12 protein-coding genes are annotated in these 14342 nt (G+C 61.3%); 6 read left to right on the top strand and 6 right to left on the bottom strand.

Features of this window, described 5'->3' with window-relative positions; genetic code table 11:
- Nucleotides 1-48: 48 nt before the first annotated feature.
- Nucleotides 49-240, top strand: a complete 192-nt coding sequence (csrA, locus tag AC1Q6D_RS15300) for a carbon storage regulator CsrA (protein ID WP_047527050.1) — start codon at nt 49-51, stop codon at nt 238-240.
- On the opposite strand, the gene AC1Q6D_RS15295 is transcribed toward csrA, so the two are convergent.
- The 5 genes from AC1Q6D_RS15295 to mnmC all read right to left on the bottom strand — a co-directional run bounded on the left by AC1Q6D_RS15295 (nt 229) and on the right by mnmC (nt 7595).
- Nucleotides 229-456, bottom strand: a complete 228-nt coding sequence (locus AC1Q6D_RS15295; RefSeq protein ID WP_003199186.1) for a YheU family protein — start codon at nt 454-456, stop codon at nt 229-231. The two genes, csrA and AC1Q6D_RS15295, sit on opposite strands and share 12 nt — an antisense overlap.
- A 180-nt stretch (nt 457-636) precedes the next feature.
- Nucleotides 637-1827, bottom strand: a complete 1191-nt coding sequence (locus tag AC1Q6D_RS15290) for an osmoprotectant NAGGN system M42 family peptidase (RefSeq protein ID WP_047527064.1) — start codon at nt 1825-1827, stop codon at nt 637-639.
- Nucleotides 1828-1916: 89 nt separating this feature from the next.
- Nucleotides 1917-3665, bottom strand: coding sequence for an N-acetylglutaminylglutamine synthetase (ngg, locus tag AC1Q6D_RS15285; RefSeq protein ID WP_103405734.1), 1749 nt, complete (start codon nt 3663-3665; stop codon nt 1917-1919).
- Between the two features lie 3 nt (nt 3666-3668).
- Nucleotides 3669-5441 (bottom strand): N-acetylglutaminylglutamine amidotransferase, encoded by a 1773-nt coding sequence (locus AC1Q6D_RS15280; protein ID WP_103405733.1) that lies wholly within the window; start codon nt 5439-5441, stop codon nt 3669-3671.
- A gap of 168 nt (nt 5442-5609) precedes the next feature.
- Nucleotides 5610-7595 (bottom strand): bifunctional tRNA (5-methylaminomethyl-2-thiouridine)(34)-methyltransferase MnmC2/FAD-dependent 5-carboxymethylaminomethyl-2-thiouridine(34) oxidoreductase MnmC1, encoded by a 1986-nt coding sequence (gene mnmC / locus AC1Q6D_RS15275; protein ID WP_103405732.1) that lies wholly within the window; start codon nt 7593-7595, stop codon nt 5610-5612.
- Between the two features lie 211 nt (nt 7596-7806).
- Here mnmC and pap point away from each other — a divergent pair, with 211 nt between their 5' ends.
- From pap to AC1Q6D_RS15260, 3 genes are all read left to right on the top strand, one after another.
- Entirely contained in the window at nt 7807-9330 is a 1524-nt protein-coding gene (gene pap, locus AC1Q6D_RS15270) for a polyphosphate:AMP phosphotransferase (protein WP_103405731.1), read from the top strand.
- A gap of 102 nt (nt 9331-9432) precedes the next feature.
- On the top strand, nt 9433-10617 hold the full coding sequence (locus AC1Q6D_RS15265; RefSeq protein ID WP_103405730.1) for a thiolase family protein: 1185 nt from the start codon (nt 9433-9435) through the stop codon (nt 10615-10617).
- Nucleotides 10618-10751: 134 nt separating this feature from the next.
- On the top strand, nt 10752-11711 hold the full coding sequence (locus tag AC1Q6D_RS15260; RefSeq protein ID WP_103405729.1) for a DMT family transporter: 960 nt from the start codon (nt 10752-10754) through the stop codon (nt 11709-11711).
- A gap of 110 nt (nt 11712-11821) precedes the next feature.
- Here AC1Q6D_RS15260 and AC1Q6D_RS15255 read toward each other — a convergent pair whose 3' ends face one another.
- The gene (locus AC1Q6D_RS15255; RefSeq protein WP_103405728.1) at nt 11822-13216 is read right to left on the bottom strand and encodes a class II fumarate hydratase; all 1395 of its coding nucleotides are present in this window, start codon (nt 13214-13216) and stop codon (nt 11822-11824) included.
- Nucleotides 13217-13409: 193 nt separating this feature from the next.
- On the opposite strand from AC1Q6D_RS15255, the gene AC1Q6D_RS15250 reads away from it, so the two are divergent.
- Together AC1Q6D_RS15250 and AC1Q6D_RS15245 are read left to right on the top strand one after the other, a co-directional pair.
- Complete coding sequence (locus tag AC1Q6D_RS15250; RefSeq protein WP_103405727.1) at nt 13410-13934, top strand: DUF2059 domain-containing protein; 525 nt, start codon at nt 13410-13412, stop codon at nt 13932-13934.
- A gap of 12 nt (nt 13935-13946) precedes the next feature.
- Complete coding sequence (locus AC1Q6D_RS15245) at nt 13947-14243, top strand: BolA family protein (RefSeq protein ID WP_047527075.1); 297 nt, start codon at nt 13947-13949, stop codon at nt 14241-14243.
- Nucleotides 14244-14342: the final 99 nt, after the last annotated feature.

The following is a 14342-nucleotide window of genomic DNA, read 5'->3' as shown; positions in this document are numbered from 1 at the left end:
AGTGCGCCGGGCATCTTCAGGGTCCGGTAACCCTGAAGGACGAAGGCCATGCTTGTACTCAGCCGTGTTGTAGGCGAGTTGATTTCCATCGGTGACAGCATTTCGATACGCGTCGTTGGCATCAACGGCGGCGAAGTGCGCTTCGGCGTAGAGGCTCCGCGCAACGTCAAAGTGTACCGATGCGAAATCTACGAGCGCATCCAGCGCAAACTGCCCCGGCCCAAAAAATCAGTCGAATAGGTGCTTGGGTACGTCGTGCTTGAGCATCAGCTGGCATTGCTCGCTTTCCGGGTCGAAGACAATCAATGCCTGCCCCTTGGTCAACGCCTGACGCACCCGCAGCACACGGGTTTCAAGCGGGGTGTCATCACCGTTGTCGGTACCGTCACGGGTTACGAAATCTTCGATCAGGCGGGTCAGGGTGTCGACTTCCAGTTGGTCGTGGGGGATCAGCATAGGCACCTCGGTTAAATCAATGGCGCGATGCTACGGCGAATCACGGGCCGGGGCTAGCCTCGGTCCTGCGTTGTCGGGTCAGGCGCCATCGTCAGCAGGCTGGCTCCCACAGTTAAGTGCAGAACCCAGCGGGAGCCAGCCTGCTGGCGATGACGGTAGACCGGTCAGCGGAATACCGGCTTAGCTATTGTTGCGTTGGCCCAGGAGGCTATCCACGGACGGCACTCGCGTGTCGCTTTCCATCTGCGTTTCGTGTTCGATCTGGTGACTGAAGCGGTCCAGCGAACCCTTGGCCGGTTGCGCATCGCTGGCGAACACCGGCGGGCTGAGGATATAGGCGCCGAGCAGGCGACTGAGGGCCGCGAGGCTGTCGATGTGGGTGCGTTCGTAGCCGTGGGTGGCGTCGCAGCCGAAAGCGAGCAGGGCGGTGCGGATGTCATGGCCGGCGGTCACGGCCGAGTGAGCATCGCTGAAGTAGTAACGGAACAGATCGCGGCGTACCGGCAACTCGTTGTCACTGGCCAGGCGCAGCAGATGCCGTGACAAGTGATAGTCATACGGCCCGCCGGAATCCTGCATCGCCACACTCACTGCATGTTCGCTGGAGTGCTGGCCGGGGGCGACCGGCGCGATGTCGATGCCGACGAACTCGCTGACGTCCCAAGGCAGTGCCGCCGCCGCGCCGCTGCCGGTTTCCTCGGTGATGGTGAACAGTGGATGACAGTCGATCAGCAATTCCTCACCGCTGTCGACGATCGCTTTCAACGCCGCCAGCAGCGCCGCCACACCGGCCTTGTCGTCGAGGTGGCGAGCGCTGATGTGGCCGCTTTCGGTGAACTCCGGCAGCGGGTCGAAGGCGACGAAATCGCCGACACTGATGCCCAGCGAATCGCAATCGGCGCGGGTGGTGCAGTAGGCATCCAGGCGCAATTCGATGTGATCCCAACTGATCGGCATTTCATCCACCGCCGTGTTGAACGCATGTCCCGACGCCATCAACGGCAATACGCTGCCTCGGATTACTCCGTTGTCGGTAAACAGGCTGACGCGACTGCCTTCGGCGAACCGGCTCGACCAGCATCCCACAGGAGCCAGGGTCAGTCGGCCGTTGTCCTTGACGGCGCGCACGGCCGCGCCAATGGTGTCCAGGTGCGCGGAAACGGCGCGATCCGGGCTGTTCTTCTTGCCCTTGAGCGTGGCGCGAATGGTGCCGCGGCGGGTCATTTCGAAGGGAATGCCCAGCTCTTCAAGGCGTTCGGCGACATAGCGCACGATGGTGTCGGTGAACCCGGTAGGGCTGGGAATGGCGAGCATTTCCAGCAGGACTTTTTGCAGGTAGGTCAGATCGGGTTCCGGGTATTTGATGGTCATGGAAACTCCTGATGGGGTTGAGCACATCGATGGTTTCGATGAGGAGGAATTTTGTTTCCAGCGAAGGCGGCCGCCCAGGCACTACGTGGCTAGGAAACGATCGGCTGACTATGGGGAAACAACAGATCCACAAAGCGTTCAGCCGTCGGCTGTGGCTCATGGTTGGCCAGTCCGGCCCGCTCATTGGCTTCGATGAAGACATACTCCGGTTGATCGGCGGCACTCACCATCAGGTCGAGGCCGACCACGGGAATATCCAGCGCCCGCGCGGCACGCACGGCGGCATCCGCCAGTGTCGGGTGCAGGATCGCGGTGACGTCTTCGAGAATCCCGCCGGTGTGAAGATTCGCCGTACGCCTTACGAACAAGTGCTCGCCCGCCGGCAGAATGCTGCTGTAATCGTAGCCGGCGGCCTGCAAGGTGCGTTGGGTTTCCGCATCCAGCGGGATTTTGCTTTCACCGTCCGTGGCGGCCTGTCGGCGTCGGCTCTGGGCTTCGATCAACGCGCCGATGGAATGCTGGCCATCGCCAACCACTTCGGCCGGTCGACGAATCGCGGCGGCGACCACTTCAAAGCCGATTACCAGAATCCTTAGATCAAGGCCTTCGTGGAAGCTTTCCAGCAGCACGTGACTGTCGAAGCGGCGAGCGGCTTCGATGGCGTGCTGGACGTCTTCAATGGTCTGCAAATCCACCGCCACACCTTGCCCCTGTTCACCGTTCAGGGGTTTGACTACCACCCGATGGTGCTCGTCGAGAAACGCCAGGTTGTCATCGGCATTGCCGGCCAGTTGCTGCGCCGGCAGGTTCAGGCCCGCGTTCTTGAGTGTTTTGTGGGTCAGGCTTTTGTCCTGGCACAGGCTCATGCTGATGGCGCTGGTCAGATCGCTGAGGGACTCGCGACAACGCACCCGGCGCCCGCCATGACTGAGAGTGAACATCCCGGCATCGGCGTCATCGACTTGCACATCAATGCCGCGCCGATGGGCTTCCTCGACGATGATCCGCGCATAGGGATTGAACGGCGCCTCGGGGCCCGGGCCGAGGAACAACGGCTGGTTGATCCCGTTCTTGCGCTTGATGGCGAACGTCGAGAGGTTGCGAAAACCGAGCTTGGCGTAGAGGTTCTTCGCCTGCCGATTGTCGTGCAGCACCGACAGGTCGAGGTAGCTCAGGCCGCGACTCATGAAGTGTTCGATCAGGTGCCGTACCAGCACTTCGCCGACCCCCGGTCGCGAGCAATGCGGATCGACCGCCAGGCACCAGAGGCTGCTGCCGTTTTCCGGATCATTGAAGGCCTTGTGATGATTCAGCCCCATGACGCTGCCAATCACCGCGCCGCTGTCCTCGTCTTCGGCCAGCCAGTACACCGGCCCGCCCGAGCCCCGTGGCGTCAGCAACGTGGCATCGATCGGCAGCATGCCCCGCGCCTGATACAGCTGATTGATCGCGTTCCAGTCCGCTTCACTTTGGGCGCGGCGGATGCGAAAGCCGCGAAATACCCGGGTGGCCTGACGGTAATCGCTGAACCACAGGCGCAAGGTGTCGGAGGGATCGAGAAATAACTGGGTCGGTTCCAGTCCCAGCACTTGTTGCGGCGCGGCGACGTACAGGGCGATATCGCGTTCGCCGGGCTGCTCGTTGAGTAACTCTTGGGCAAGGCTGGCCGCATCGGCGAAGGTGTGGCCGATCAGTAACCGGCCCCAGCCGCAATGGACGGCAATTGGCGCGGCCCCCAACTGGCTGCCGTCTTCGGCCAGGCGCGCCTGCAAGCGTTCGTACGAGGGTGTCTGGCCGCGCAACAAGCGTTGGTTGATGGCCGTGGCGTGAGGTTTCATCGATCAGATTCCTTGTTCGCTGAGCCACAGGTTCAAAGCCGCCAGTTGCCACAGCTTGGAACCGCGCAGCGGGGTCAACTGCCCCTGCGGATCGGTCAGCAGGCGGTCGAGCATGGCGGGCTTGAACAGACCGCGATCCTGACTGGGATCGAGCAGCAGTTCGCGGACCCAGTTCAGCGTGTCGCCTTGCAAATGCTTGAGACCCGGTACCGGGAAGTAACCTTTCTTGCGGTCGATCACCTCGCTCGGAATCACCCGGCGCGCGGCTTCCTTCAACACTTGCTTGCCGCCATCCGGCAATTTGTATTGACCCGGCACCCGGGCCGACAACTCCACCAGGCGATAGTCGAGAAACGGCGTTCGCGCTTCCAGGCCCCAGGCCATGGTCATGTTGTCGACGCGTTTGACCGGGTCATCCACCAGCATCACCGTGCTGTCCAGGCGCAGGGCTTTGTCCACTGCTGCGTCCGCACCGGGCTGTGCGAAATGTTCCTTCACGAAGTCGCCTGCAGCGTCGTTGGCCGTCAGCCATTTGGGCTGAACAGTGGCGGCGTATTCGTCGTAGCTGCGATCGAAAAACGCCTCGCGATAGGCGGCATACGGGTCGCGTGCGCCGTCCACCCGCGGGTACCAGTGATAGCCGGCGAACAGTTCGTCGGCGCCCTGGCCGCTTTGCACCACTTTGCAGTGCCTGGCCACTTCCCGTGACAGCAGATAGAAGGCGATGCAGTCATGACTGACCATCGGTTCGCTCATGGCGCGGAACGCGGCGGGCAACTGCTCGATGATTTCTTTTTCGTCGATACGCAGTTGATGGTGGCGAGTGCCGTAGTGTTTGGCGATCAGATCCGAATACTGGAACTCGTCGCCACGCTCACCGCCGGCGTCCTGGAAACCGATGGAGAACGTGGACAGGTTTTCCACGCCGACTTCACGCAACAGACCGACCAGCAGGCTCGAATCGACACCGCCGGACAGCAACACGCCAACGTCTACCGCCGCACGCTGACGGATCGCCACGGCGTCACGCGTGCTGTCGAGCACCCGGTCGGTCCAGTCTTCGAGCGTCAGATTCATCTCATCGGCGTGTGGGCCGTAGGGCAGGGTCCACCAGGTTTTCTGCTCGGTGCTGCCATTGGCTTCGACACGCATCCAGGTGGCCGGCGGCAGTTTTTCGATGCCCGCCAGCAAGGTTCGCGGTGCCGGTACCACGGCGTGGAAGTTCAGATAGTGATTGAGCGCGACCGGATCGAGGATCGGGTTGATGTCGCCGCCCTTGAGCAACGCCGGCAGGGACGAGGCAAAGCGCAGGCGCTGGCCGGTGCGCGACAGGTACAGCGGTTTCACCCCGAGCCGGTCACGGGCGATGAACAGGCGTCGGGAGTCGCGCTCCCAAATGGCGAAGGCAAACATGCCGTTGAGTTTGGGCAGCAATGCCTCGCCCCAGGCGTGAAAACCCTTGAGCAGCACTTCGGTGTCGCCACCGGAATAGAAGGCGTAGCCGAGGCTTTCCAGTTCGATACGCAGTTCGGGGAAGTTGTAGATCGCGCCGTTGAAGGCCAGGGACAGGCCCAGTTGATGATCGATCATCGGCTGCGCCGAACCGTTCGACAGGTCCATGATTTTCAGGCGGCGATGGCCCAGGGCTATCGGCCCTTGACTGTGAAAACCCCAGGCGTCGGGGCCGCGAGGCGCCAGGTGATGGGTGATTCGTTCAACCGCTGCGAGGTCTGCAGGTTGATTGTCAAAACGTAACTCGCCAGCTAATCCGCACATAAATTCCTTACCGGTTTTTCCGTTGGGGAGGGTCATTCGATTACCGCGCCAGAATGGCGGGTACTCAAAAACTGACCCGGCTGAATCCCCGGAGTTTTAGACCGATAAGTTATAAGGGCCGGATGGGCCGCCGTTTGGCTGAACGTCATCCGACCGCAAGGGGCTGCGTCAGGCGTTGGTTCGGCGAATCAGGCGGCGCAAGGCAAACCGATTGGGATGACAGGCTTCAGCCACGCTTCTGGGCAGTGGCAGGGGTTCATCATCCAGCCAGGCCGCCAGCAGTTCCCCGGACAGCGGTGCGGTGATCAAGCCGCGCGAGCCGTGGCCGCTATTGATGTACAAGCCGTCCAGCCACGGGCATTCGACGTCCGGCACCTGTCGGGCGTCCTTGCTCAGCGCGGCATAGGCCTGGGTAAATGCATCGCTGTCTGCCAGGGGGCCGACGATCGGCAGATAGTCGGGGCTGGTGCAGCGAAAGGCGGCGCGACCCTGGAGGCTTTCGGGGTCCAGTTTGTCGATCTGCAGACGCGTGACCAGATCGTGGGAGATCTCTTCGAGCATGGTCAGATTGCCCAAGTGCTCGGCTGTGGTCGGCGTCAGGTCGTCACTCTTGAAATCGAAACTGGCGCCCAGGGTGTGTTCGCCCAGACGCGCCGGGGCAACATAGCCTTCGGCACAGACCACCGTGTTCAGGGCCTGGCTTTGCGGGGTTTGCAGCAGGCGAGTGATTTGTCCGCGAATGCGCTTGAGCGGCAATCCGGCGGTTTGGGGGAAGCGCTGGATCTCGGCAGCGCCGGCCAGCACCACCACCGGTGCACAGGCAAGCAACTGCTCGCCGTCCCAGGCCTGCCACTCGCCATCGACCCTGCGCAATTGCAGGGCATCGTGATGCGCGAGCAATTGAATCTGCGGATGCGTCATCTGCCATTGGCACAGCGCCGGCGGATGGACCCAGCCACCTTCCGGGTAGTACAGGCCGCCCTGCGCCAGACCGATACCGGCCAGGGCTTGGGCCTGGGGCTGATCCAGCAGGTGCAGCAGGTCCGCGGGAAAGGCCTCGGCCAGTTGTAACTGACGCTCGGCTTCCTTGGCGTTGAACGCCAGTTGCAGCACGCCGCAATCGTCCCAGTCGGTGTTTCTCTGCAAGTGTTCGAGCTGGCGCCGGGTGTAGCCGAAACCACTGACGATCATTTGCGACAGCGTCGTGCCATGGGCCGATAGCTTGAGGTAAAGCACACCTTGCGGGTTGCCCGAAGCCTCCTGTGCGACATCCTTGTGTCGCTCCAGCACGCTCACCTGCCAGCCCCGTGCAGCGAGACTGGCGGCACTGGCGCAACCGGCCAGCCCGGCACCGATCACCAGGGCGCGGCGTTCACCGGTCAGCGCGGCAGGTCGGGCAAACCATGGCTTGTCCGGCGCCGGAGCGGCAACCTCGTGGGGCCAGCCAAGGAACTCGCCGCGCAGAATTTCCCACTTGTGGCCGATGCCGGGTGTGCGTTTCATTTTAAAGCCGGCGGCATTGAGCAGGCGGCGGACCCAACCGGTGCTGGTGAAGGTGCTGATGGTCGAGCCCGGGGCAGCCAGGCGTGCCAGTTCGGCGAACAGTTCAGCGGTCCACATGTCGGGGTTTTTCGCCGGAGCAAAGCCATCGAGAAACCAGGCGTCGATCCGGGCGTCCAGTTGCGGCAACTGCTCCAGTGCATCGCCGATGAGCAGCGTCAGGGTCACCCGGCCATTGGCCAGTGTCAGGCGCTGGAACCCTTGATGGATCGCAACGTATTGCCCCAGCAATTGATCGGCAAGGGGTTTGAGCTCTGGCCACAGTGCCAGGGCCCGTTGCAGATCGGCCGGGCTCAAGGGGTATTTTTCGACACTGACAAAATGCAATCGGGCATCAGTCGCCGCGTGTTGCTCGAACACCTGCCAGGCACACAAAAAATTCAGCCCGGTGCCGAAACCGGTCTCGCCAATCACCAGGCGACCGCCCTGGGGCAACGCGGCGAAGCGTTCCGCCAGGCGGTTCTGTTCGATGAACACATAGCGGGTTTCGTCCAGCCCCGACTTGTCGGAGAAATACACATCGTCGAACACTCGCGAATACGGGCGACCTTGGTCGTCCCAGTCGAGTTGGGCGTGGGGCATTACAGGTTTCATGGCAGGCTCGGCAACGGCAAGGCGGCCATTCTAGCCGATCGTGGGCGGGGTGCTTGATCCATGGCAATTGCCGCGTTACAGCTGTCAGGGAAAATCGCTGTTTTGTGGCGAGGGGCAAGCCCCCTCACCACAAAAATGGATCGCGCGGAAATTCTCGGTTGGCCTCTAGTCCAATCCGCTAGTCTTGATCACATCTGGAAGGGAGCCATTCATGTTCGAATCTGCTGAAATCGATCACGTGATCGACAAAGAAACCTATGACACTGAAGTGCCGGCCCTGCGTGAAGCCTTGCTCGAAGCGCAATTCGAGTTGCAGCAGCAAAAGCGTTTTCCGGTGATCATTTTAATCAACGGTATTGAAGGCGCCGGCAAGGGCGAGACGGTCAAATTACTCAACGAATGGATGGACCCGCGCCTGATCGAGGTTCGCACCTTCGATCAGCAAACCGACGAAGAACTGGCGCGACCACCGGCCTGGCGATACTGGCGGATGCTCCCGGCCAAGGGGCGCATGGGGGTCTTCTTTGGCAACTGGTACAGCCAGATGCTGCAGGGGCGGGTGCATGGCGCGTTCAAGAACGCTCGACTGGATCAAGGCATCAATGGTGCCGAGCGTCTGGAGAAGATGCTGTGCGATGAAGGCGCCTTGATCTTCAAGTTCTGGTTCCACCTCTCCAAGAAGCAAATGAAGGATCGTCTCAAGGCCTTGGCCGATGACCCGCTGCACAGCTGGCGCATCAGTCCACTGGACTGGCAGCAATCGCAGACTTACGACAAGTTTGTGAAATATGGCGAGCGCGTTCTGCGCCGCACCAGCCGTGATTACGCGCCATGGCATGTGATCGCCGGGATGGATCCGCGCTATCGCAGCCTGGCGGTGGGCAGGATTTTGCTCGAAGGCCTGCAAGGCGCCCTGAGCCGGCCGACGATCCACCCCGCCAAAGTCAGTGCCGCGCCATTGCCCGTCAGTGTCGATCAGGTGAACTTGCTCGATAGCCTTGACCTGACGTTGCACCTGGAAAAAGAAGATTACGAAGAGCAATTGATCACCGAACAGGCGCGGTTTTCCGGGCTGATGCGTGACAAGCGCATGCGGCGCCATGCACTGGTAGCGGTGTTCGAAGGCAATGACGCGGCGGGCAAGGGCGGGGCGATCCGCCGGGTTGCCGCGGCGCTCGATCCGCGCCAGTACGACATCGTGCCAATTGCCGCGCCGACCGAAGAGGAGAGGGCACAGCCGTATCTCTGGCGTTTCTGGCGGCATCTTCCGGCCCGGGGAAAGTTCACCGTGTTCGACCGCTCCTGGTATGGCCGGGTGCTGGTGGAGCGCATCGAAGGCTTCTGCAGCCCGGCCGACTGGTTGCGCGCCTACAGCGAAATCAACGATTTCGAAGAGCAGATCGCCGATGCCGGCGTGATCGTGGTCAAGTTCTGGTTGGCCATCGATAAGCAAACACAAATGGAGCGTTTCCAGGCGCGCGAGAATATCCCCTTCAAGCGCTTCAAGATCACCGAGGATGACTGGCGCAATCGCGATAAATGGGATGACTACCGCGGCGCCGTCGGCGACATGGTCGACCGCACCAGTACCGAGATTTCGCCCTGGACCCTGGTGGAAGCCAATGACAAGCGCTGGGCGCGAGTGAAGGTCTTGCGCACCATCAACCTGGCACTGGAGCAAGCATTCGAAAAGTCCGACAGACATGAACGCAAGGCACAGAAAGGCAAGAAATGAACCGATGGTTACGCATACGCGAGGTGAATGATTGTCGCGGTCGGTAATTGAGTGAGCTTATGCTCGGCTCACTCTCAACCGACAACAACAATGAGGTATGCCATGCGTGAAGTGGTGATCGTCGACAGCGTGCGGACTGGCCTGGCCAAATCCTTTCGCGGCAAATTCAACATGACCCGTCCCGACGACATGGCGGCTCACTGTGTCAACGCCTTGTTGAAACGCACGGGTATCGACCCGGCCAGCGTCGAGGACTGCATCGTCGGCGCCGGTTCCAACGAAGGTGCCCAGGGCTACAACATCGGTCGCAATGTCGCCGTGCTGTCGCAACTGGGTATCGGCACCGCCGGCATGACCCTCAACCGCTTCTGTTCGTCGGGCTTGCAGGCGATCGCCATCGCCGCCAACCAGATCGCTTCGGGCTGCAGCGATATCATCGTGGCCGGTGGCGTCGAGTCGATCAGCCTGACCATGAAAAGCGTCAACACGGACAACCTGATCAATCCGCTGCTCAAGGAGCAGGTGCCGGGTATCTATTTTCCGATGGGCCAGACTGCGGAAATCGTCGCTCGCCGTTACAGCGTCAGCCGCGAAGAGCAGGACCTTTATGCCCTGCAAAGCCAGCAACGTACGGCTCAGGCCCAGGTCGCCGGGCTGTTCGACGATGAAATCGTGCCGATGGCGGTGAAATACCGCGTTGAAGACAAAGCCACAGGGCAGGTGCAGATCGTTGAGGGGGTGGTAGATCGTGATGACTGCAACCGACCCGACACCTCGCTGCAAAGTCTGGCTTCTCTGAACCCGGTGTTTGCCGAGGACGGCTCGGTGACGGCCGGCAACTCTTCACAGTTGTCCGACGGAGCGTCCATGACGCTGGTAATGAGCCTGGAAAAGGCCCTTGAACTGGGGCTCAAGCCGAAAGCGTTCTTCCGGGGTTTTGCCGTGGCCGGATGCGCGCCGGATGAAATGGGCATTGGCCCGGTGTTTTCGGTGCCCAAGCTGCTCAAGGCAAAAGGCTTGCGGATCGCCGACATCGACCTGTGGGAGCTCAATGAAGCGTTCGCCTCGCAGTGCCTGTACGCGCGTGATCGCCTGGAAATCGATAACGACAAATACAACGTCAATGGCGGCTCGATTTCCATCGGCCATCCCTTCGGTATGACCGGATCGCGTCAGGTGGGTCACCTCGTTCGCGAGTTGCAGCGACGTCACCTGCGTTACGGCATTGTCACCATGTGCGTGGGCGGCGGAATGGGGGCTACCGGATTGTTCGAGGCCGTGCGTTAAACAGCTTGGGCTGGCCGTCAAATACATGATGCGACCTGCACAGTTTCATTAGCGGCCAGACGCAAACTGTCCCTGTGTGTCACACGAGGGTGCGCCTAGAATGAGGGTTCTTGAACGTTCGCGCTGGGGATCACATGCACATTTCATCAGGTCGCTGGGTTTACGGTCTGTTCCTGGCCTTGTTGACCGCGTTGCTGTGGGGAATCCTGCCGATCAAGCTCAAGCAGGTATTGCTGGTGATGGACCCGGTCACGGTGACCTGGTTTCGCCTGATGGTGTCCGGTGGCTGCCTGTTCATCTACCTGGCGGCGACCCGGCGTTTGCCCAGTCGCCGAGCGCTCGGCCCGCGCGGTGGCTGGCTGGTGTTGATGGCGGTGCTCGGTCTGGTGGGCAACTACGTGTTGTATTTGATGGGCCTGAACCTGCTCAGCCCCGGCACCGCGCAACTGGTTGTGCAGATGGGGCCGATCATGTTGCTGATCGCCAGTGTGTTCGTGTTCAAGGAGCGCTTCAGCCTGGGGCAGGGGATTGGCTTGCTGGTGCTGCTGGTCGGGTTCGCCCTGTTTTTCAATCAACGCTTGAGTGAGCTGCTGACCTCCTTGACCGATTACACCGCCGGCGTGCTGATGGTGCTGCTGGCGTCCACGGTCTGGACCTTTTATGCGCTGGGGCAGAAGCAGTTGCTCACGGTGTGGAATTCGTTGCAGGTGATGATGGTGATCTACCTGTTCTGCGGATTATTGCTGACGCCGTGGGTGCATCCGCTCGAAGCGCTGCAATTGAACCCACTGCAAGGCTGGCTGCTGCTGGCCTGCTGCATGAACACTCTGATTGCCTACGGCGCCTTTGCCGAAGCGTTGGCCCATTGGGAAGCATCCCGGGTCAGTGCGACCCTGGCGATTACACCTCTGGTGACCTTCGGTGCCGTGGCCCTGGCGGCCTTGTGGTGGCCCGAGTACGTGCATGCCGAGACGATCAATGGCCTGGGCTATGGCGGGGCGGTGCTGGTGGTGCTGGGGTCGGCGTTGGTGGCGTTGGGGCCTTCTCTGATTGCGGGACTCAAGGCACGGAAAGTGCGGATGGCAGCAAGCTGATTCGCGTTATCGTTCATCGCGGGCAAGCTTGCCCCCACATTTGACCGCGTGCACTGTTCAATGTGGGGGCGGGCTTGCCCGCGATTTCGGACTCTCAGGCGCTATAAGGCTCAGCCCTTGGCGCCAGCCTCCAGCATGTTCTCCGGCCGCACCCACGCGTCGAACTGTTCATCGGTCAGATACCCCAGCTCAATGGCTGCCTCACGCAGGGTCAGCCCTTGCGCGTAGGCTTTCTTGGCAATTTCCGCCGATTTGTCGTAGCCGATGTGCGGGTTCAGCGCGGTCACCAGCATCAACCCCTGTTCCAGGTGTTCCGCCATTTTCTCGGCATCCGGCTCCAGCCCGGCGATGCAATGCTGCTGGAAGTTGCTGCAGCCGTCGCCCAACAGACGGATCGATTGCAGCAAATTGTGGATGATCACCGGTTTGAACACGTTCAGTTGCAAATGCCCCTGACTCGCGGCGAAACCGATGGTGACGTCGTTGCCCAGCACCTGACAGGCCAGCATCGACAATGCTTCGCATTGGGTCGGGTTGACCTTGCCGGGCATGATCGAGCTCCCCGGTTCGTTGGCCGGCAGTTTTACCTCGGCCAATCCGGCACGTGGCCCCGAACCCAGCAGGCGCAAGTCGTTGGCGATTTTCATCAGCGTCACGGCGAGGGTTTTCAACGCGCCGGACAGCGTGGTCAGCGGCTCGTGGCCGGCCAGCGCGGCGAATTTGTTGGGCGCGGTGACGAACGGCAGGCCGGAAAGCGCGGCCAGCTCTGCTGCGATGGCCTCACCGAAACCGTGGGGCGAATTCAACCCGGTACCTACCGCGGTACCGCCCTGGGCCAGTTCGCAAACCGCCGGCAGCGCGCTGCGGATCGCTCGTTCGGCGTAATCCAGTTGCGCGATGAATGCCGAGATTTCCTGGCCGAAGGTAATCGGCGTCGCGTCCATCATGTGCGTGCGGCCGGTCTTGACCAGCTTCATGTGGCGCGCTGCCAGCTCGGCCAGGCCGCCCGACAATTCGTTGATCGCCGGCAGCAGATGATGTTGCACGGCCTGGGCCGCAGCAATGTGCATGGCGGTGGGGAAGCAGTCGTTGGAGCTCTGGGAGCGATTGACGTGATCGTTGGGGTGCACAGGCGACTTTCCGCCGCGCGGGTTGCCGGCCAGCTCGTTGGCGCGCCCGGCGATCACTTCGTTGACGTTCATGTTGCTCTGGGTACCGCTACCGGTTTGCCAGACCACCAGGGGAAACTGATCGTCATGGCTGCCGTCGAGCACTTCATCGGCTGCTTGTTCGATCAATCGGGCGATGTTGGCGGGCAAATCGCCATTGCGGTCGTTGACCCGGGCGGCCGCTTTCTTGATCAGCGCCAGGCCATGGAGCACGGCCAGCGGCATGCGTTCGGTGCCAATGGCAAAGTTAACCAGTGAGCGTTGCGTCTGAGCGCCCCAGTAGGCTTCATCCGGGACTTCAACCTGGCCAAGGCTGTCGGTTTCGATACGGCTCATCGGTCACACTCCTGTCAGTTCGATTGCGCAGTTTAGGCCGTGATCGACGGCCGTGGTTCCATCAGTCTGGATTGTGCCCATTGAACCCCTCTAAATCAGGCGCGACAAGGCTTGGGGGTTGAGTGACACACTTTTTTAGGCGCAGAATGGTCGTCCTTGGGGTTTTACCTCGCCTGCTAGAAAAGGAAACTCGATGACTCGTCTTCGTGCCATCTGTACCGCGGTTGCACTGGTTTGCGCCAGCGGCCAGGTTTTTGCCGATACCGCCAGCCACAACGCCAGTGCCGAGGCCTTCCTGACCCTGGCGCACGCTGACAAATTGGGCACTCCGGTGTACATGCAAGTTCAGCAGATGTTCGCTCAACGCTTCGAGCAAACCAAAGCCCCGGAATCGAAAAAAGCCGTACTCGAAACCTACCAGGCCAAGGCTAACGCCGCCCTGGACCAGGCCATCGGCTGGAACAAGCTCAAGCCGGACATGGTCAAGCTCTACACCAGCAACTTCACCGAGTCCGAACTCAAGGACCTGGTAGCGTTCTACCAGTCGCCACTGGGCAAGAAAGTCCTGGAAAAAATGCCGCAGCTGACCCAGCAATCGGCCCAGATGACTCAAGCCAAGCTGGAAAGCGCAGTGCCGGTGGTCAACAAGCTGCTGGCTGACATGACCGCCGAGCTGACGCCGAAAGACGCGACCGCTCCAGCCAAGAAAAAGCCTTAAGCGGAGTCTGGTATGACCATGCAACAACGCATCGAATCGACGCTGGGCCTGCTGCAGCCCCAGCATCTGCAGGTGCTGGATGAAAGCCATATGCACAGCCGCGGGTTGCAGACCCATTACAAGGCTGTCGTGGTCAGTGAGCAGTTTGCCGGGCTCAATCGCGTCAAGCGTCACCAGAAGGTCTATGCCACGCTGGGCGAGTTGATGGGCGAGTTCCATGCGTTGGCGCTGCATACCTACACGCCAGAAGAGTGGGCACAGATCGACGCGGCTCCGGCTTCGCCGACTTGTGCAGGTGGCAGTCATTAAAGTGATGGGCTGATGGGCTGTTGTGGGGGGGGGGGGGGGGGGGACCCCCCCCCCCCCCCCCCCCCCCCCCCCCCCCCCCCCCCCCCCCCCCCCCCACCT

It is taken from the genome of Pseudomonas sp. MT92, assembly GCF_058792515.1.
The sequence above is the reverse complement of the archived record's forward strand: the minus strand, read 5'-3'. Positions and strand labels throughout refer to the sequence as shown.

What these genes read in the sequence shown, in the direction of transcription:
- AC1Q6D_RS15290 (WP_047527064.1), bottom strand. Translation starts at nt 1,827, where the DNA reads ATGACCATCAAATACCCGGAACCCGATCTGACCTACCTGCAAAAAGTC.
- ngg (WP_103405734.1), bottom strand. Translation starts at nt 3,665, where the DNA reads ATGAAACCTCACGCCACGGCCATCAACCAACGCTTGTTGCGCGGCCAG.
- AC1Q6D_RS15260 (WP_103405729.1), top strand. Translation starts at nt 10,752, where the DNA reads ATGCACATTTCATCAGGTCGCTGGGTTTACGGTCTGTTCCTGGCCTTG.
- AC1Q6D_RS15255 (WP_103405728.1), bottom strand. Translation starts at nt 13,216, where the DNA reads ATGAGCCGTATCGAAACCGACAGCCTTGGCCAGGTTGAAGTCCCGGAT.
- AC1Q6D_RS15295 (WP_003199186.1), bottom strand. Translation starts at nt 456, where the DNA reads ATGCTGATCCCCCACGACCAACTGGAAGTCGACACCCTGACCCGCCTG.
- mnmC (WP_103405732.1), bottom strand. Translation starts at nt 7,595, where the DNA reads ATGAAACCTGTAATGCCCCACGCCCAACTCGACTGGGACGACCAAGGT.
- csrA (WP_047527050.1), top strand. Translation starts at nt 49, where the DNA reads ATGCTTGTACTCAGCCGTGTTGTAGGCGAGTTGATTTCCATCGGTGAC.
- AC1Q6D_RS15245 (WP_047527075.1), top strand. Translation starts at nt 13,947, where the DNA reads ATGACCATGCAACAACGCATCGAATCGACGCTGGGCCTGCTGCAGCCC.
- pap (WP_103405731.1), top strand. Translation starts at nt 7,807, where the DNA reads ATGTTCGAATCTGCTGAAATCGATCACGTGATCGACAAAGAAACCTAT.
- AC1Q6D_RS15265 (WP_103405730.1), top strand. Translation starts at nt 9,433, where the DNA reads ATGCGTGAAGTGGTGATCGTCGACAGCGTGCGGACTGGCCTGGCCAAA.
- AC1Q6D_RS15280 (WP_103405733.1), bottom strand. Translation starts at nt 5,441, where the DNA reads ATGTGCGGATTAGCTGGCGAGTTACGTTTTGACAATCAACCTGCAGAC.
- AC1Q6D_RS15250 (WP_103405727.1), top strand. Translation starts at nt 13,410, where the DNA reads ATGACTCGTCTTCGTGCCATCTGTACCGCGGTTGCACTGGTTTGCGCC.